The following is an 18,062-nucleotide window of genomic DNA, read 5'->3' on the forward strand; positions in this document are numbered from 1 at the left end:
GGTGGTGGTGGCGTGCGCGACCAGGCGGCCCTGGTCGTCGGTGACGCGGCCCTCGGCGGTGGCGGTGGTGCGGCCGACGTGGATGGTGGTGCCGGTGGCGGTGAGCGTGCGGCCGTCGGTGGGGACCGCGCGAATGTATTTGATCTCCAGCCCGAGCGTGGTGTAGCCGACCCCCGCCGGGAGGGTGGTGTGCACCGCGCAGCCCATGACCGAATCCAGCAGGGTGGCGCAGATGCCGCCGTGGGTGGTGCCGAGCGGGTTGGCGAAGTCCGGGCGGGTGCGCAGGCTGAACACGACCTCACCCTCCTCCAGCGAATCGACCTCGATACCGAGCAGATCGCCGATGTAGGGCGGGCGCTCCGACATGCTCATGGCGGTCCGCAGCAGCTCCAGGCCCGACAGTGCGGCGAAGTCGATCTCGGGGGCGGTCATGAATGGCATCCTTTCGGTGAACCGATCGGTTCACATCTGTCATGATTGGACCATGGACCGATCGGTTCACGCAAGACCCGTGCCGCACGACCGTCAGGAGATCGCATGAGCGCCGGACCCCGGGACCGGTTGATCGAGAGCGCCATCGAACTGGTGCGGGAGCAGGGTGTGCACGGTGCGGGACTGTCCGCCCTGCTGGATCGCAGCCGCGCATCCCGCAACTCGCTCTACCAGCACTTCCCCGAGGGCAAGGGGGAACTCGTGGAGGCCGCCACTCGGGTGGCGGCCGACCGCATGTCCGCGCTCATCGACACGTTCATGTCCACCGGCACCGCGGAGGACTGGCTGGTGTCCCTGCTCGACTGGTGGAAGCGCAATCTGGAACGCAGCGCCTTCGGCGCGGGCTGCCCGGTGGTCAGCGCCGCCCTGGCCGAGGACGAGCCACGCGTGCAGGCCGTCGCGGCACTGGCCTTCGGCGACTGGACCGAACGGCTCGCCGCCGCGCTCACCCGCCAGGGTCTCCCCGAGGAGCGGGCGCGGTCACTGGCCGGATTCATGCTCAGCGCCATCGAGGGGGCCATCATCCAGGCGCGGGCGTTGAAAACGACCCGGCCGCTGGACGAGGTGCGGGAACAGCTGGTGCCGCTGCTGCCGCGCTAGCTCACCACCAACCCAGCAGCGGTTGCAGCTGGCGGCCCAGTTCCGGTGCCAGCGACCGCGAGTAGCTCGCGGTCAGGTGGTGCTCGTCGTGGTAGACGAGGATATTGCCCTCGATCACCGAGCACACGTCCGGACGGCACACCGCGTCGGAGAGATCCAGCGGGAAGACATTCGGGAAGTCCTCGGCGGGCGCGGCGGCCGGATTGACGTTGGACAGCGCGTCCTCCCGCTTCATGCCGCAGCTCACCCGATCGCCACCGGCGGCCAGACAGTCGATGGCGCGGTAGCGCACCTTGTCGCGGCGCAACCACGGGGTGTCGCGCATCGCGAGCACGTGCAGGCCGCGATCCTCCAGGGCGGTCCACACATCCAGGTAGTCCGTCGGCGTCTCGTCGCCGCCCGCGTCGGCGGGGCGGGTGCCGGTGGTGAACACCCAGTCCGGCTTGTCCTCGCCGAGCCGGTCGATGACCTCCGCGGACCAGTCGCGGCAGTCGGCGATGGGCAGGCCCTTGTACATGGGCTCCGCGGCCACGGTCAACGGACAGCCCATCTTCAGGAAGACGACCAGCCGGAAACCGTGCTCCTCACCCAGCAGGTGCAGGGCCGGAATCCAGTGCTCGGCATGGGAATTGCCGACCACGGCAATGGTGCGGGTCGCCGAGGTGTCGCCGTACTCGCAGGTGATGACGGCGCGGGTGTCGAAGTCGGAGATGCAGCCGTCCCGGGTGGGATAGGCGTTGTCGGCGGGCGCCTCCGCGATGGTCGGGCGCATCTCGGCATTGGGCACCGGCGCGTGCGCGATGAGCGCCTCCGCCCCCGGGTAGCGCACCGGATCGAGCTCGCCCACCGGTTGCAGCTTCGAGCCGTTGATCACCTGCCAGGTGAACGCGCATCCGACCAGCAGAATGCCGACGGTCGCGGTGGCGAAGCCGGTGCGCAGCCGGTAGTCGCGGTCGGCGGTGGGTTCACCGCGCACCCGCAGCGGTTCCTCGATGAAGCGGTTGGTGGCGTAGGCGAGCAGCAGGGAGGCTGCGATCACCGCCGAACCGCCGACCACTCCCGCTGTGCGCGACTGTGTTTCGCCGAGCATGAAGATGAGAATCGGCCAGTGCCACAGGTACAGCGAGTACGCGAGCGATCCCAGCCGCACCGCCGGAGCGCTGGCCAGCATCCGGTTCACCCACGGCTGCCGCGCCCCACCGAGATTCGCGCCCGCCGCGATGAGGGCCACGGTCGCGCCCACCGGCAGCAATGCCGCCGGACCGGGGAAGCGGGCGGCGCCGTCGATCAGCCAACCGCAGGCCACGATGGCGGACAGGCCCGCGACCGCCAGCACCGCGCGGGCCAGGCGAGGCAGTGCGATGTGCGGTGCGGCCATCGCCAGCAGCGCACCCACCAGCGGCTCCCAGGCGCGCGCGAAGGTGTCGTAGTAGTTCCAGCCCTGCTGATTCGAAACCCCTTGCGTCGCATGCAGAAGTGCGGCGACGGTCAGCACGCCGAACAACGCGGCCACCCACGCGGTCACCGACCCGGTTCGATCGTTGCGGCGACAGACGAAGGTCACCAGGGCGACCAGGGCCAGCAGCGCCACGTACATCTGCCCCTGCACCGACATCGACCACAGATGCTGGAGCGGACTCACGGCGGGATCGGCCGCCAGATAGTCGGTCCACGCCGCCGCCAGGTACCAGTTCTGGTAGTAGAACAGCGAGGCCAGCGTCTGCGCGGCCATATCGGACCAGCGGGTGTACGGCTGGAAGACGACCGTCGCGACGGCCACGGCGGTCAGCACCACCACCATGGCCGGCAGCAGCCGCCGCCCGGTGCGCCGCAGCGTCTGCCGGATACCCACCGAACCCGTCTCGGCCTGCCGCAGCAGCATCCCGGTGAAGAAGAAGCCCGACAGCACCAGGAAGACGTCCACGCCGCCGGACACCCGGCCGAACCAGATGTGGAACACCACCACCAGCGCGATGGCTATTCCGCGTAGGCCGTCCAGGTCGAGACGGTATTCGCGGCGGCGCGGGGCGGCGTCGCCGGACCCGGTGCCCGGCGTGGTCGACGATGACGTGGAAGAGACAGACATGGCGCGGCAATTCTGGAGTATCGCACGCCTCAGCACGAAATCGCCACGCAGATCGTGACGGTAATGTGCGGATTCTCACCGGTGGGCGGGTCAGGCGAGAACGAAATAGCGCAGCCAGAGATACGGTGCCGCCACCGCGACGCTCACCGCCGTCACCACCATGCCCTTGCGAGTGAATTCCCAGAACGAGATCGGCGTGTCGGCTCGTCGGGCGATGCCCAGCATGACCACGTTCGCGCTCGCGCCGACGGCGGTAAGATTGCCGCCGAAGTCCGCGCCCAGGGCCAGCGACCACCACAGCGCCTCCGCGTGCTGGTCCATACTGCCCGCCAGATCCGCCACCAGCGGACTCATGGTGGCGACATAGGGGATGTTGTCGATGATGCCCGAGAGCACGGCCGAGATCACCAGGATGAGCATGGTGGCCAGCAGGGCGTCGCCGCCGGTGACCTCGGTGGCGCGGGCGGCGAGCCGCTCGATGACGCCGGTCTTCACCAGTGCGCCGACCATGATGAACAGGCCGACGAAGAACAGCAGCGTCTCCCATTCCACGGAGGCGAGGTAATCGCGTTGTGGAAGGCCGGAGATCAGGACCAGGACGCCCGCGCCGAGCAGGGCCACCACCGACGGTTCGATCTGGAAGACGGAATGCCCGACAAATCCGGCGAATACGGCGGCGAGCACGATGCCGCACTTCACCAGCAGCCGCGGATCGCGAATCGCCTCGCGCTCGTTGAGCGCCATCACATCGGCCGCCCGCTCCGGATTCACCTCGAACGAACCCCGGAACAGCCGGGGCAGCAGCGCGATGAGCACCAGCAGCACCAGCAGCACGATGGGGGCCATATTCCACAGGAAGTCGTTGAACGACAGATCGGCCCGGCTGCCGATGATGATATTGGGCGGATCGCCGATGAGGGTGGCCGCGCCGCCGATATTCGACGCCAGCACCTCGGCGATCAGGAAGGGCGCGGGCGGCACCTCCAGGCGTTCGCACACCAGCAGCGTGACCGGGGCGATGAGCAGCACCGTGGTCACATTGTCGAGGAAGGCCGACGCGACGGCGGTGATGAGGGTCAGCAGGATCATGACCCGCAGCGCGGAACCGCGCGCGCGTTTGGCCGCCCACACCGCCGTGTACTCGAAGACCCCGGTCTGGCGCAGCACACCGACGATGATCATCATGCCGAGCAGCAGGAAGATGACATTCCAGTCGATGCCGGTCTCGTGCGAGTAGAAGACGTCGTCGGCATCGAGCACGCCCAGCGCCAGCACGATGGCCGCGCCGCCCAGCGCCGCGGTGGTCTTGTGCACCCGCTCGGAGGCGATGAGGGCGTAGGCGATGAGGAAAACCGCCACGGCCACCGCGGTCATCGGGCGACCCCGTGGGCGCGGACGGCCGTCAGACCTGGAGTGCGGCGGCCAGCAGTCGCGACGAGGTGACCACGCCGAGCAGTCGCCTGCCGTCCAGCACCGCGACGATCGGCGAGCGGTGCCGGGCCATGGTCGCCGCCACTTCCACAATGGTGTCGTCGGGTCGGGCGGTCGGAATACCGCCGGGCTTGTCCGGCATCACGTCGCGGACCTTCTTGCCCCGCAGGCGTTTCACGGTCTTGTCGCACATGGGCTCGTCCAACACCCCGGCCAGCGACGGATCGTCCTGCACGTACTTCGGGATGATGAAGCGCACCACCTGCCAGGCGGCCAGCACGGCCGCCGGACAGCCGTCCGGTCCCATCACCATGATGCCCGGCAGCCGATGCTCCGCCATGAGTCCGGCCGCCTCCAGCGCATCGGTGTCCAGGGACACCACCGGGAACTCCTCGGCCAACTGTGCGGCATGCATAGGTGCAGGATACGACGCTCCGCCCGGCCATCACGCGAAGAGAATACGTCAAGATCGAATTAGCGAGTGTGACCGAAACTCACTGGTCCCGGGGCTGTGAGCGGAGTCGCGGCGGTCGCGGTCGCGCAGCTGATGCGTAAAGGCGTGTCGAAACAGATAATCCGGACATGGTGTCACTCGTGATGATCATCGGCGTGGTTCTCGCACTGCTCGCGTTGGCGGCGCTGCTGGTCGTGCTGATCGCCCGAAGCACGCGGCGGCGCGTCGAACGCGTCGACCCCCTGGCCTTCACCCCGCAGGGGCCGGGACAGCGCGGCCGGGGCGGACCACCGCCGGGATACCGGCCGTCCGGGTACGACGGGAGCCCGGCATGGCATCCCGACCTTCCGAGGGGCGGTTCGGACCGATACGACGACGGCCACCACCCGGGTGGTCAGCACGGCCAGCACCACACCGGCTATCACGGGCACGCGAATCACGGCTACGTCCACGGCGACTCCGGCTGGTGGAACGGCGGTTCCGGCGACGTCGGATCGGGCGGCGGTGTCGGCGACAGCGGCTACAGCGGCGGTGCCTCCGACAGTTCCGGCGGAGGTTCCAGCGACAGCGGGTCCGGCGGCGGTTCCTCGGATTGAGTTGGGCCGCCGCGTATCGTCGGCACGGCGTGCGGGTGGCCGGAATCCAGTGAGAGGGAGCGGGGCATGGCGGTCGAGACGGTCGATGCGGTGGTGGTCGGAATGGGGCCCGGCGGTGAGGACGCCGCGACCCGGCTGGCCGAGGCCGGACTGTCGGTGGTCGGTGTGGAGGGGCGGCTCGTCGGCGGCGAATGCCCCTACTACGCGTGCATTCCCACCAAGATGATGGTGCGGGCGGCCGCCGCCGTGGCCGAGGGGCGGCGGGTGGACACGCTGGCCGGGTCGGCCACCGTGCGGCATGATTGGGCTCCTGTCGCGCGCCGCATTCGCGACGAGGCCACCGACGACTGGAACGACGCCGCGGCCGTGCACCGGTTCGAGAAGTCCGGCGGCCGGTTCGTGCGCGGATGGGGACGGATCAGCGCGCCGGGGGAGGTGACCGTCGACACCGCCGACGGGGCGCGGGTGTTCCGGGCCGAACGTGCGATCGTGCTCAATCCCGGTACGGCACCGACGATTCCGCCCATTCCCGGCCTCGACCGCACGCCGTTCTGGACCAACCGGGACGCGGTGACCGTCACCGCGGCCCCCGAATCGGTGATCGTGCTCGGCGGCGGGCCCGTGGCCTGCGAATTCGCGCAGATCTTCGCGCGCTTCGGCAGCGCGGTGACCATGCTGGTGCGCAGCCGACTGGTGCCCAGGGACGAACCGGAGGCCGCAGCGGTGCTGGCCGAAGCCTTTGCCGCCGAAGGGATTCGAGTGCGCACGGGCACCACGCCGAAACAGGTGGACCACGACGGGTACCGGTTCGTCGTGCACACCGACGACGGCGATGTGCACTACGCGCAGCGGATGCTGGTCGCGACCGGTCGCCACACCGACCTGTCCCGGCTCGGCGTCGGCGCGGTCGGCCTGGACGAGAGCGCGAAGCGCATCGAGGTGGACGAGCGGATGCGGGCCGCCGACGGGGTGTGGGCCATCGGCGATGTCACCGGCAAGGGCGAGTTCACCCACATGTCCATGTACCAGGCGCGGATCGCGGTGCACGACATCCTCGGCGGCAGTGGCGAATCCGGCGACTACCGGGCGGTGCCCCGGGTCACCTTCACCGATCCGGAGATCGGTGCGGTCGGTCTGACCGAGGCACAGGCGCGCGATGCCGGGCTGTCGGTGCGCGTCGGCAGCGTCGAGGTACCGGCCTCGACGCGCGGGTGGATACACAAGGTCGGCAACGCGGGCTTCGTCAAGGTCGTCGAGGATGCCGGGCGCGGCGTGCTGGTGGGCGCCACCTCGGTCGGCCCGTGGGGTGGTGAGGTGCTCAGCGCGCTCTCGGTCGCGGTGCACGCGGAGGTGCCCGTCACCACCCTGCGCCGAATGATCCTGGCGTATCCCACGTTTCACCGTGCCATCGAGGCCGCACTGGCGGATCTGTCCTGATCGCACTCCCTGCCCGGGTGCCCGATGGCACCTGGCAGGGAAGCTCGACGTGGTCGCCAGCCGTCGTGGTCGGGATCCGCGCCCTGTGATCAGTAGCCGCCGGGCTGCAACCGCAGCGGCACGCCGAGCCGGTTCCACAGGTTGATCTGCGCGGTGATGGCGACCAGGCCGCCGCGTTGGCCCTCGTCGAAGTGCTTTTCGACGGCGGCCCAGATCTCGTCGCTCACGCCGTGCGGGCCGAGTTCGGTTGCCGCCTCGGCATAGTCGAGGGCGGCCTTCTCGGTGTCGGTGAACAGGGTCGATTCCCGCCAGGCGTTCAGGTGGAAGATCCGCTGCTCGCTCTCGCCCTCCTTGCGCGCCTGCGTGGTGTGCATGTCGATGCAGAACAGGCAGCCGTTGATCTGGGAGACGCGAATCTTCACCAGCTCGCGCACCACCGGGTCGAGCGGGCCCTGCCCGATCGCCGTCTCCGCGGCGGCCCAGGCCCGGTAGACCTCGGGGGCCAGCTTCGGCAGATTCAGACGCGACATGTGCTCATCCTTTCGTCGATGCCGAACGGTTCGGCACAACCCTTGGACGAGGCAGGGGCGTGGCGCGTGACGGGTTCGAATGTGGCGTCCGTCACCGACCGCGCGGCCCGCCCGGAGCGGACCGCGCGGGTGGCGTCAGGGGCGGGTCAATGCCGCATAGCGGGCGATGTGGTGATCGGCGCTGCCGTACTCGTGTTGAATCGCGGTGAGCCGTTTGAAGAAGTGGCCGATGGCCAGTTCCTCGGTCATGCCCATGGCGCCGTGCAGCTGCACGCCCTCCTGCCCGATGGTGCGGGCGGCGCGGGCGACGGTGGCCTTGGCGGCGGCGACCGCCCGGGCCCGCTCGGCGGGTTCGGCGGTGAGCTTCATGGTCACCAGATAGGTTGCGGCGACGGCCTGTTCGAACTCCAGATGCATATCGACCATGCGGTGTTGCAGGGCCTGGAAGCTGGCGATCGGCACCCCGAACTGCTGGCGCTGCTTGGTGTACTCGACGGTGTCGGTGAGCACCTTGCGCATGGCCCCGACGGCCTCGGCGCAGACCGCGGCGATGGCCTCGTCCCGGGTGGCGGTCACCGCGTCGGCGGCGTCGGTCAGCAGCAGCGCGTCGGCGGGCAGGCGTACGCCGGTGAAGGTGAGGTCGGCGGCGCGGCGCTCGTCGATGGTGCGGTAGCTGTCGACGGTGAGCCCGGCGGGTGGGGCGGCGGCATCGAAATCGAGGACGAACAGGGCGATACCATCGTCGACGGTGGCGGTGACCAGCAGATGGGTGGCCAGGGGAGCGGTGGTGACCACGATCTTGGTGCCGTCCAGCACCCAGTCGTCACCCTCGCGGCGCGCGGTGCTGCGCACCTGCCCGAGGTCGTATCCGGCCTGGGGTTCCAGCGCGGCGAAGGCGGTGACCACCTCGCCCGCGGCGATGCCGGCGAGCAGATCCTCGGCGCGTTTGCCGTCCGACCGCCGCAGCAGGCCGCCGCCGACCACCACGGTGTCGACATACGGTTCCACCACGAGTGCGCCGCCGAGCGCTTCGGCGACGATCATCGTCTCGACCGGCCCGCCGCCGATACCGCCCACCGATTCCGGCAGGCTGGCGCCGAGCACGCCGACCTCCTCGGCCAGCCCGCGCCAGATCTCGGGCTGCCAGCCCGCGCCCAGACGGGCCGCGGCACGGCTGGTTTCGAGGTCGTAGCGGGCCGCGAGGAACCCGGTGACGGCGTCGCGGAGCATGTTCTGCTCGGGTGTGAATTCGAAGTCCATGACTACAGTCCCAGGGTGGCTTTGGCGATGATGTTGCGCTGAATCTCGTTGCTGCCGGCGTAGATCGAACCGGCGCGGTCGTTGAAGTACCGCAGCGGCGCGACCGCCTGCCATTCCTCGCCGCTGACGAATCCGTCTGCGGGAGCGGTGAAATCGACGACCGGGCCACCGGGCATGGTGGCGTGCGGTTGATAGGCGCGGCCGCGCGGGCCCGCCGCCTCCAGGGCGAGTTCGGTGAGCACCTGACTCAGCTCGGTGCCGAGGATCTTGATGGTCGACGCCGCCGAACCCGGATCCTTGCCGCGCGATATGGCCGACAGGGTGCGATATTCCAGCACTTCGAGCACATCGGCGCGGATCCGCGCGTCGGCGAGCCGGCGGGCGAATCCGGGATCGTCGATGAGCGGCGTGCCGTCCGGGCCGGGCTGGGTGGCGGCGGCCTGCGCGAGTTCCTCGGCCATCACCTGGAGCGCGGGCGCGGCCGCCCCGCCGCCGCGTTCGAAGATCAGCAGATATTTGGCCACGGTCCAGCCGTCGTCGATCTGGCCCAGCACATTCTTCTTGGGCACCCGCACCTGGTCGAAGAAGACCTGATTCTGCACCTGCTCACCGGAAGTCATGACCAGCGGCCGGATCTCGATGCCGGGGGTGCGCATATCGATGAGCAGGAAGGTGATGCCCTGCTGCTTCTTGGCCTGTTTGGAGGTGCGCACCAGGGCGAAGATCCAGTTGGCCTCGGTGGCGTGGGTGGTCCAGATCTTCGAGCCGGTGACGATGAAATCGTCGCCGTCGTCGACCGCGGCCATCGACAGCGAGGCCAGATCCGACCCCGACTCGGGCTCCGAGTAGCCCTGGCAGAAGAACACCTCGCCGGTCAGGATGCCCGGCAGGAAGTAGTTCTGCTGTTCCTCGGTGCCGAACGCCATGATGGCGTGCGCGACCATGCGGATGCCCATGGGGGACAGGTTGGGCGCACCGGCGAGCGTGCACTCGCGGCTGAAGATGTAGTGCTGCGTCAGGCTCCAGTCGCAGCCGCCGTGCCGCACCGGCCACGCGGGAGCCGCCCAGCCGCGTTCGTGCAGGATGTGCTGCCACCGCATGCTGGCTTCGTGATCCGGGTAGACGCTCGTCGCCAACTGCCCGGCCCGACGAAGATCAGGGGTTAACTTTTCGTCGAGGAAACTTCGCACCTCATCACGAAACGCCAGATCGGCGGGCGACCAGTCCAGATCCACGATGACTCCTTGCCTGAGAACTGCTCATAACCATCTCATCGCGAATGCCCTGCTGGCAAATGTGCTGGCACCTGCCATCACTTGAGCCGCCGGCAATGCCCTTGACATTCCACTATGGAGTATTAATATGAGTCTCACCTTCCACAATGGAAGAATCTCGGGAGGATCTGGACATGGATATCGCCTCCGGCACCCGCGCCTCGGACGCCGAGCGCGCGGCCGTCATCGAACAGCTCGGTCGCCACATGGCCGAAGGCCGCATCACCACCACCGAATACGACGAGCGCGCGGCCCAGGTCTACGCCACCCCCACTCGCGAAGGGCTGCACGTGGTCCTCGCCGACCTGCCCGAACTCGCGAAAACAACAGTGCGGCAGCGCACCCCGCGCATCCCCGTCTGGCAGCGCATCGAGGGCAGCGCCTGGTTCGGCGTCGGCCTGCTGTGCCTGGCCATCTGGGCCATGATCTCCATCGCGGCGGGCGAACCCACCTACTTCTGGCCGTTCTGGGTCATCGTGCCGTGGGGCGGCGTGCTGGTGTTCCGCATGCTCACCGGCTGGGAATCGTCCAGCTGCGGAAGGCATCCGCGAGCGAGGTAGGTGCAGGCCCGTGTACGCGACCGTCCTGACGTTCCACATTCTCGTCGGTGCAGCCGGACTGCTGCTCGGCCCCGTGCTCATGTGGGCCGATGCGCACTGGCGGCGATCGGGAGACATCGGCGTCGCCTACCTGGGAGTGGTTGCCGCCGTCTGCCTTTCGGCCGTCGCCCTGGTGCTGTGGTGGCGGCCCGAACTGTGGGGGCTGATTCCGCTCTCCGTGCTGACATTCGGTCTGGCGTGGCTGGGGCGGTATTCGGCCGGGCGAGCGGGAAAGTGGACCCATGCTTACGTGCACGGTCTCGGTGGCTCCTACATCGCGCTCATCACGGCGACGGTGGTGGTCAGCTTCGCCATCGACGGGCCACTGCGCGGCGGGGCGCAACTCGTTGCGTGGTTGGGGCCTACCGTGATCGGGGTGGTGCTGCTGGAGATGTGGCGGCGGCAGTTGGTGCAGGGGGCACGCGATCGGGACGTGTAGCCGCAGAGAGCAAAAGGCTATTGAATGTGTTCGGCGATGTGGCGGCGTGCGACCGCGTCGGGCACTGGATTGGAAATCGACGATTGTATCTCTGAATAGCTCGGCATTTCGCCGATGACATCCTGGCCGGTTCGAACTGCGAGAGCTGCTGCTACCGCCGCGCCCAGCGCTCGTCGATACAGCAGTGACCCCGTGCTGATCCGCCGTACCCCGACGGCGGCGAGTTCCGAAATGGTCGGCCCTCCCGTGGAATAGAGCACGTTGAGCGGCACGGGCACGGCCTGGACATATCGTGCGATCTCGGTGATGTCCGAGACCCCGGGAATGAAGACGCCGTCCGCACCGGCGGTCACGTATCTCCCGGCTCGGGAAGTCGTCGAATCGAGGTCCAGGTTCAACCAGTAGGTGTCTACTCTGGCATTGACGAAAATGTCCGGAGTTCGTTTCTTGATCGCGGTGATGATGTCGGCCTGCTGTTCCAGGGTCGCGAGTGAGGTGCCGGTGCGACCGTCTTCCACGTTCACGCCCGCCGTGCCGAATTCGGCCAGTTCGGCGACGAAAGCCGCGATCTCGGCGGGGTCGGTGTGGAATCCGGCTTCGATATCGACCGTCACCGGAATCGATAGCCGCGCCAATTGTCGTGCCAGTGTACGAGTTTCGGCTGCGGTCGCGCCGATTCCGTCGGTAAGGCCCGCCGCCGCCGCGATGCCGAGGCTGGTGGTGCCGACGGCCGGGAATCCGGCGGCGGCCAGGAGCGCCGCCGAGCCGAAATCCCAGGCATTGGACAGTATCAGGGGTTCGGGGCCGTAGTGCAGCTCGCGGAAGATCTCGGACTTGGTCACGCGGTGGTCCCTTCGAGGATTCCGGCGGCGAGGGCAATCGCCTGGGGGCGGCCGGGGCAGGCGTGTGGGCCTGCGCCCCAACCCAATCCGGGGTGGCGCAGATCGAGTTCCACCTGTTCACCTCCGATGACACGTCGGGTCGAGCGCAGCGGCGGGCTCTCGATCATGGTTCGGGCGAGGATCTCGTCGGGGGACCACGATCGGGGTGTGTGGCGGGCGATCAGGTCGCGGGCTTGGGTGACCAGTACATCGGTGGCCACGCAGGCTTGGACGAGGACGCAGATCCGGGCGGCCGTCACCTCGTCGGCTACTCCTCCGCACGCCGCGACCAAGGCGTCCACCGCGGCGTCGGCCGCGGTGCTGTCCGGCTCGTGCGGCTGGTAGTGCGCGGCGATCACCGCCACGGTGGCGGCCGGGATGTGGTGCAGGCCCATCGCTTTCAGCAATACCTCGATGTGCGGCAGCGGGTGGTCGGCCACCGCGCGCACCCGGTGGCGCAGGTCGGTGGGGGAGAGTCGGTCGAGTTCCGCGATCACCAGGGCGCGGCGGCGCGCGTGGTCCGGTCCTTCGCTGAAACGGGGCACGTGGGCGCGCAGCCAGGCCGTGCCGGTGGCGGCCGTCGCGGTGGGAAAGGTCGGTACGGGCATGGTGCGCAAGGCTTCGCGCACCCGGTTCGGGTCGGTGATCATCGGGCAGGTCCGGCGCATGGGCCGACCGTAGGGCCGGAACGTTTCGGTGCGCGCCGAAGTGTCGGCGCGCGATCATGGTCCGGTGCTCTCCCGAGGAACCGAACTGGCTCGGCTGGCGGCTCTGCTGGCCGACCGCACCCGCGCTGTCATGTGCTTGGCGCTGCTGGACGGTCGCGCCTGGACGGTAGGGGAACTGGCGCGGTACGCCGAGGTGGCCGCGTCGACGGCCACCGAGCAGGTGCACCGACTCGTCGACGGCGGGCTGCTGGCGGAGCATCGGCAGGGGCGGCACCGCTATGTGCGGGTGGCGAATCCCCGGATCGCCGAACTGCTCGAGGCGATGGCGGCCGCGGTCGACGCGCCGGATGAGCCGGTGACCGGGCTGCGGGCCGGTACGGTCGCGGCCACACTGGCTCGGGGACGCACCTGCTACGACCACCTCGCGGGTCGGCTCGGCGTTGCCGTCACCGATGCGCTCGGCGCGCGCGGACACCTGGAGACCACCACCGGATTCGCGCTCACCGAATCCGGAATGGTGCTGCTGACCGACCGGCTCGGCATCGACCCGGCCGCGCTGCACCGAACCCGCCGCCCCGTGGTGCGTCCCTGCCTCGACTGGACCGAACGCCGCATCCACCTCGGCGGTGCGGCCGGGGCGCAGCTGTGCCGCCGGCTGCTCGAGCTGGGCTGGCTCGAGCGGATAGGGAGGGGGCGGGCCGTGCGAGCCACCGGCGCGGGCGAGTCCGGTTTGTTCGATCTGCTCGGTATCGATCCGGCCCTGCTGCGCTGATCCCGCCGCCCGCCGCCGGACTCGGGCACCGGCATACGCATGGCTACCCGAGCCGAGCGGGTAACCTGGCCGACTGTGCACCTGAAGAGTCTGACGCTGAAGGGCTTCAAATCCTTCGCGTCCGCGACGACGCTCCGGTTCGAACCGGGTATCACCTGCGTGGTGGGGCCGAACGGGTCGGGGAAATCGAATGTCGTCGACGCGCTCACCTGGGTGATGGGTGAGCAGGGGGCGAAGGCGCTGCGCGGCGGGAAGATGCAGGACGTCATCTTCGCCGGGACGGCGGGTCGCGCCCCGCTGGGTCGTGCCGAGGTCACGCTCACCATCGACAACTCCGACGGGGCGCTGCCCATCGAATACTCCGAGGTCTCCATCACCCGCCGCATGTTCCGCGACGGCGCGGGCGAGTACGAGATCAACGGCAACTCCTGCCGTCTCATGGATGTGCAGGAACTGCTCAGCGACTCCGGCATCGGCCGCGAAATGCACGTCATCGTCGGGCAGGGGCAGCTGTCGGCCATCCTGGAATCGCGGCCGGAGGATCGGCGCGCCTTCATCGAGGAGGCCGCGGGCGTGCTGAAGCATCGCCGCCGCAAGGAGAAGGCGGTGCGCAAGCTCGATGCCATGCAGGCCAATCTGGCGCGCCTCACCGACCTCACCACCGAACTGCGCCGCCAGCTCAAACCGCTCGGGCGGCAGGCCGAGGTCGCGCGGCGGGCGGCGACCGTGCAATCCGAGCTGCGGGACGCGCGGCTGCGACTGGCCGCCGACGATCTGGTGTCGCGCCGCCGCGACCTGGACGGGCAGCAGAGCAAGGAAGCGTACGCGCGCGAACAGCAGATCAACGTGCAGGCCGAACTCGACGCCGCCAATGCGGCGCTCGCGCAGCAGGAATTCGAGCTGTCCAAGCTCACCCCGGGCGCGGAGGCGGCGGCGCAGAGCTGGTTCCAGCTCTCGGCGCTGACCGAGCGGGTCAACGCCACCATCCGCATCGCCCGCGACCGGGCCCGCAACCTCACCATCGAACAGCCCACCGGCAGCGGGCGCGACCCCGAACAGTTGGAACGCGAAGCGGATCGGGTGGAGGCCGAAGAGGCCGAGCTGGTCGCGGCCGTCGAAATGGCCGCGGAAACACTGGAAGCCGCCCGGGAACAGCTGCACGAACGGGAGCAGGCCGCCAAGGCCGCCGAGCAGGCGCATCTGGCCGCCGTGCGCGCCATCGCCGACCGGCGCGAGGGTCTCGCCCGCCTGTCCGGGCAGGTGGACTCGCTGCGGATTCGCGCCCAGTCGGTGGACGGCGAGATCCAGCGCCTCTCGACCGCCATTGCCGAGGCACGGCAGCGCGGCGAGGCCGCCGACGCCGAATTCGAGTCCGTCCAAGCCGAATTGAGCGAACTCGACGCGGGCGAGGAAGGGCTCGACGCACAGTACGAACATGCCGCGCAGGCCCTCGAACTGGCCGACCAGCGGGTCACCGAACTGCGTGAGCGCGACCGCGAGGCGGGCAAGCGGGTCGCCTCGCTCGCCGCCCGCGTCGAGGCGCTGACCATGGGTTTGCAGCGCCGCGACGGTGCCGCCTGGCTGCTCGAACACCGCGCCGAGGGACTGCTCGGACCGCTGTCCGGGCAGTTGCGGGTGGACAGCGGTTTCGAAGCGGCCGTGGCCGCCGCGCTCGGGCCGCTCGCCGACGCCGTCACCGCCGACACCGGATCCTCCGCCCACGGTGCGGTGCGAGCGCTCAAGGAGGCCGACGGCGGACGCGCCGCCGTGGTCTACTCCGATGCCGCACAGGCGAATTCGGTGCCGAGCGGGGAACTGCCCGGTGGCGCGCGCTGGTTGCTGGACGTGATCGACTGCCCCGCATCCCTGCGCGCCGCGGTCGCCGCCCTCACCACGGGCGTCGCCGTTGTCGAGAACCTCTCCGCCGCACGGGAACTCGTCACGGTCCGACCCGAGCTGCGGGTCGTCACCCGCGACGGCGATCTCACCGGCTCCGGCTGGGTGCTCGGCGGCTCCGACCGTGCCCCCAGCCAGCTCGAGGTGCAGGCCGAGATCGATGCCGCCCAGCAGGAATTGGCGTCCTGGCAGCGCCAGTCCGAGGAGTTCGAGGCGGCCCTGGCGGGAGCGCTGGCCGAGCAGGCGGACCGCAAGGAGGCTGTCGACCACGCCCTGCTCGCCCTGCACGAATCCGATCAGGCGCTGGTCTCCATCTACGACCGGCTCGGCCGCCTCGGCCAGACCGCCCGCGCCGCCCAGAAGGACTGCGAACGCCTGCTCGCCCAGCGCGACGACACCGAGGCCGGCCGCGCGGAAACCCTGGAGAAGCTGGCCGAACTCGAGGATCGGCTGCGCCACGCCGAACTCGAACAGTCCGATATGGATCCCGAGGCCGCGGGCACCGAGACCGCCGGCTACGCCCGTGAGGAGGCCGCCGCCGCGCTGGCCGAGGCCCGCTCCCTGGAGGTGGAGGCCCGGCTCGCCGTGCGCACCGCCGAGGAACGCGCCGAATCCGTACGTGGCAAAGCGGATTCGCTGCGCCGCGCCGCCCGCGCCGAACGGGAGAACCGGGCCCGCGCCGAACGTGCCCAGGCCGCCCGCCGCCAGGCCGCCGCGGTGGCCGCCGTGGTCGCCGACTCGGCCGAACGGGTGGCCGCCGAACTCGAGAAGGTGGTCGCCCAGGCCGGGGCCCGCCGCGACGACCTGGTGCGCCGCCGCACCGAATGCGCCGCGCAGGTGGATCAGACCAAGGAGCGCGCCCGCGCCCTCACCACCCAGCTCGCCCAGCTCACCGATGCCGTGCACCGCGACGAGGTGGCGCGCGCCCAGGCGGCGCTGCGCATCGAACAGTTGGAGACCACCATCTCCGAGCAGTTCGGCATCGCCCTCGACGACCTCATCGACGAGTACGGCCCGGATGTGCCCATGCCGCCGACCGCGCTGGAGATGATGGAGTACGAGCAGGCCAAGGAGCGCGGGGAGGCGGTCAGCCCGCCGCAGCCCATGCCCTACGACCGGGCCACTCAGGAGCGCCGCGCCAAGCGCGCCGAGAAGGATCTCACCACCCTCGGCAAGGTGAATCCCCTTGCGCTGGAGGAGTTCGCGGCCCTGGAGGAGCGCTACAACTTCCTCGCCACCCAGCTCGAGGATGTCAAGAAGGCCCGCCAGGACCTGCTCGACGTGGTCGCCGAGGTGGATGCCCGCATCCTGCAGGTCTTCACCGAAGCCTACGAGGACGTGGCGCGCGAGTTCGTCGGTGTCTTCAGCCGCCTGTTCCCCGGCGGCGAGGGCCGCCTGCTGCTCACCGACCCCTCCGACATGCTCGCCACCGGCGTCGAGGTGGAGGCCCGCCCGCCGGGCAAGAAGGTCAAGCGCCTGTCCCTGCTCTCCGGTGGCGAGAAGTCCCTCACCGCGGTGGCCCTGCTGGTCGCCATCTTCCGCGCCCGTCCCTCCCCGTTCTACGTGATGGACGAGGTCGAGGCGGCCCTGGACGACACCAATCTGCGTCGCCTCATCGGCCTGTTCGAGCAACTCCGTGAGAAGTCCCAGCTCATCGTCATCACCCACCAGAAGCCGACCATGGAGATCGCCGACGCCCTCTACGGCGTGAGCATGCGCGGCGACGGCATCACCCAGGTGATCTCCCAGCGTATGCGCGGGGAGAATCTGGTGGGCGCGACGACCTGATACCGGTTGTCCCGGCAGCGCGTCAAGACTGCGGCGACAGGTGTCCCGGTGAACGGGAATTCGTCGGTGCCGCAAAGTGAAACGCCTGCGCGTCTGAACGTTGCCGGTTAGCGTCCCCGAGTCATGAAGCGCTCTATCGCAGGTATAGCACTCGGCATCACCGTCACCCTGGCCGCACCGCTGCCGTCGGCACTGGGCGATACCGGATCGTCCTCCCTGTCGGGTGGGTCCGGATCGTCCTCGCTCTCCGGTGGTTCCGGCTCGTCGTCATTGTCCGGTGGCGGTGAGCTGCCGCCGTACTCCCAGTGGATCTCCGAGGTGCAGACGGTCGCGGCGCAGGCTCGGGACTATCTGACCGGGGCGTTGCCCGGGTCGACCAAACCAGCCGTCGTGTTCGACATCGACAACACCGTGCTGGAGACGCAGTACAACCCGAGCGTGATTACTCCGGCCATGGCACCCATGCTGGCGCTGGCGCAGTGGGCGAAGGGGCAGGGTGCGGCGATCATCTTCGTCACCGGTCGTCCGGCACTGATGAACATCTACACGCAGATCAACCTGTCGGCGGTGGGCTATCCCGTCGACGGCCTGTACGGCAGCCCGTTCACCACGCTGTCCGCGGGGTCGGCCGGATTGCAGGAGTACAAGACCAACGCCCGCATCGATATCGAGGGTGACGGCTACACGATCGTCGCCAATATCGGCAACAGCGCCTCGGACCTCGCGGGCGGGCATGCGCAGCAGACCTTCAAACTGCCCGATTACGACGGCGCGCTCTCCTGACCGCCTGTCGGATGCCCGCGCGGGACGGATGCTCCGGCAGCGCCCCTCCCGTCGCGCGGCACCGACACCCGGATCG

The 18,062-nt window shown here is 69.4% G+C and carries 17 protein-coding genes; 8 read left to right on the forward strand and 9 right to left on the reverse strand.

Features of this window, described 5'->3' with window-relative positions; genetic code table 11:
* Positions 1–432, reverse strand: a 432-nt coding sequence (locus QK444_RS14405; RefSeq protein WP_282780577.1) for a PaaI family thioesterase, incomplete at its 3' end; no start/stop codon positions are given.
* 105 nt (positions 433–537) lie between these two features.
* Between QK444_RS14405 and QK444_RS14410 the strand changes: the two genes are divergently transcribed.
* Entirely contained in the window at positions 538–1,092 is a 555-nt protein-coding gene (locus QK444_RS14410; RefSeq protein WP_039816123.1) for a TetR/AcrR family transcriptional regulator, read from the forward strand.
* A 1-nt stretch (position 1,093) separates the two neighbouring features.
* Here QK444_RS14410 and QK444_RS14415 read toward each other — a convergent pair whose 3' ends face one another.
* The 3 genes from QK444_RS14415 to QK444_RS14425 form a co-directional block, all read right to left on the reverse strand.
* Complete coding sequence (locus QK444_RS14415; protein WP_282780580.1) at positions 1,094–3,178, reverse strand: acyltransferase family protein; 2,085 nt, start codon at positions 3,176–3,178, stop codon at positions 1,094–1,096.
* Positions 3,179–3,268: 90 nt separating this feature from the next.
* Positions 3,269–4,552 carry an ArsB/NhaD family transporter gene (locus QK444_RS14420; protein ID WP_282780582.1) on the reverse strand — a complete coding sequence of 428 codons (1,284 nt, stop codon included), beginning with the start codon at positions 4,550–4,552 and terminating at the stop codon, positions 3,269–3,271.
* Positions 4,553–4,580: 28 nt separating this feature from the next.
* Entirely contained in the window at positions 4,581–5,024 is a 444-nt protein-coding gene (locus tag QK444_RS14425) for a CBS domain-containing protein (RefSeq protein ID WP_029930056.1), read from the reverse strand.
* A 167-nt stretch (positions 5,025–5,191) separates the two neighbouring features.
* Here QK444_RS14425 and QK444_RS14430 point away from each other — a divergent pair, with 167 nt between their 5' ends.
* Both QK444_RS14430 and QK444_RS14435 read left to right on the forward strand, forming a co-directional pair.
* On the forward strand, positions 5,192–5,659 hold the full coding sequence (locus QK444_RS14430) for a hypothetical protein (RefSeq protein WP_282780585.1): 468 nt from the start codon (positions 5,192–5,194) through the stop codon (positions 5,657–5,659).
* A 66-nt stretch (positions 5,660–5,725) separates the two neighbouring features.
* Positions 5,726–7,096, forward strand: coding sequence for an NAD(P)/FAD-dependent oxidoreductase (locus QK444_RS14435; RefSeq protein WP_282780587.1), 1,371 nt, complete (start codon positions 5,726–5,728; stop codon positions 7,094–7,096).
* A gap of 89 nt (positions 7,097–7,185) precedes the next feature.
* Here the strand turns inward: QK444_RS14435 and QK444_RS14440 are convergent, their stop codons facing one another.
* The 3 genes from QK444_RS14440 to QK444_RS14450 form a co-directional block, all read right to left on the reverse strand.
* Entirely contained in the window at positions 7,186–7,626 is a 441-nt protein-coding gene (locus QK444_RS14440; RefSeq protein WP_186000547.1) for a carboxymuconolactone decarboxylase family protein, read from the reverse strand.
* A 135-nt stretch (positions 7,627–7,761) separates the two neighbouring features.
* A complete protein-coding gene (locus tag QK444_RS14445) occupies positions 7,762–8,886 on the reverse strand; it encodes an acyl-CoA dehydrogenase family protein (protein WP_282780590.1) in 1,125 nt (374 codons plus the stop codon).
* Between the two features lie 2 nt (positions 8,887–8,888).
* A complete protein-coding gene (locus tag QK444_RS14450; protein WP_143982073.1) occupies positions 8,889–10,121 on the reverse strand; it encodes an acyl-CoA dehydrogenase family protein in 1,233 nt (410 codons plus the stop codon).
* 146 nt (positions 10,122–10,267) lie between these two features.
* Here QK444_RS14450 and QK444_RS14455 point away from each other — a divergent pair, with 146 nt between their 5' ends.
* Together QK444_RS14455 and QK444_RS14460 are read left to right on the forward strand one after the other, a co-directional pair.
* Positions 10,268–10,720, forward strand: coding sequence for a DUF1707 domain-containing protein (locus tag QK444_RS14455; protein ID WP_282780592.1), 453 nt, complete (start codon positions 10,268–10,270; stop codon positions 10,718–10,720).
* A gap of 10 nt (positions 10,721–10,730) precedes the next feature.
* Positions 10,731–11,198: a hypothetical protein gene (locus QK444_RS14460; RefSeq protein ID WP_282780594.1), complete on the forward strand. Its 468-nt coding sequence runs from the start codon at positions 10,731–10,733 to the stop codon at positions 11,196–11,198.
* A gap of 17 nt (positions 11,199–11,215) precedes the next feature.
* Here the strand turns inward: QK444_RS14460 and QK444_RS14465 are convergent, their stop codons facing one another.
* A complete protein-coding gene (locus tag QK444_RS14465; protein ID WP_282780596.1) occupies positions 11,216–12,040 on the reverse strand; it encodes an isocitrate lyase/phosphoenolpyruvate mutase family protein in 825 nt (274 codons plus the stop codon).
* Positions 12,037–12,747, reverse strand: coding sequence for a hypothetical protein (locus QK444_RS14470; RefSeq protein ID WP_282780597.1), 711 nt, complete (start codon positions 12,745–12,747; stop codon positions 12,037–12,039). Before QK444_RS14470 ends, QK444_RS14465 begins: the two co-directional genes overlap by 4 nt.
* Positions 12,748–12,811: 64 nt before the next feature.
* Between QK444_RS14470 and QK444_RS14475 the strand changes: the two genes are divergently transcribed.
* From QK444_RS14475 to QK444_RS14485, 3 genes are all read left to right on the forward strand, one after another.
* Complete coding sequence (locus QK444_RS14475; RefSeq protein ID WP_282780599.1) at positions 12,812–13,519, forward strand: winged helix-turn-helix domain-containing protein; 708 nt, start codon at positions 12,812–12,814, stop codon at positions 13,517–13,519.
* A 75-nt stretch (positions 13,520–13,594) separates the two neighbouring features.
* Complete coding sequence (smc, locus tag QK444_RS14480; protein WP_282780601.1) at positions 13,595–17,203, forward strand: chromosome segregation protein SMC; 3,609 nt, start codon at positions 13,595–13,597, stop codon at positions 17,201–17,203.
* 123 nt (positions 17,204–17,326) lie between these two features.
* Positions 17,327–17,986, forward strand: a complete 660-nt coding sequence (locus tag QK444_RS14485; protein ID WP_143982066.1) for an HAD family acid phosphatase — start codon at positions 17,327–17,329, stop codon at positions 17,984–17,986.
* Positions 17,987–18,062: the final 76 nt, after the last annotated feature.

It is taken from the genome of Nocardia sp. CC201C, assembly GCF_030010695.1.
Classification (GTDB): domain Bacteria; phylum Actinomycetota; class Actinomycetes; order Mycobacteriales; family Mycobacteriaceae; genus Nocardia; species Nocardia otitidiscaviarum.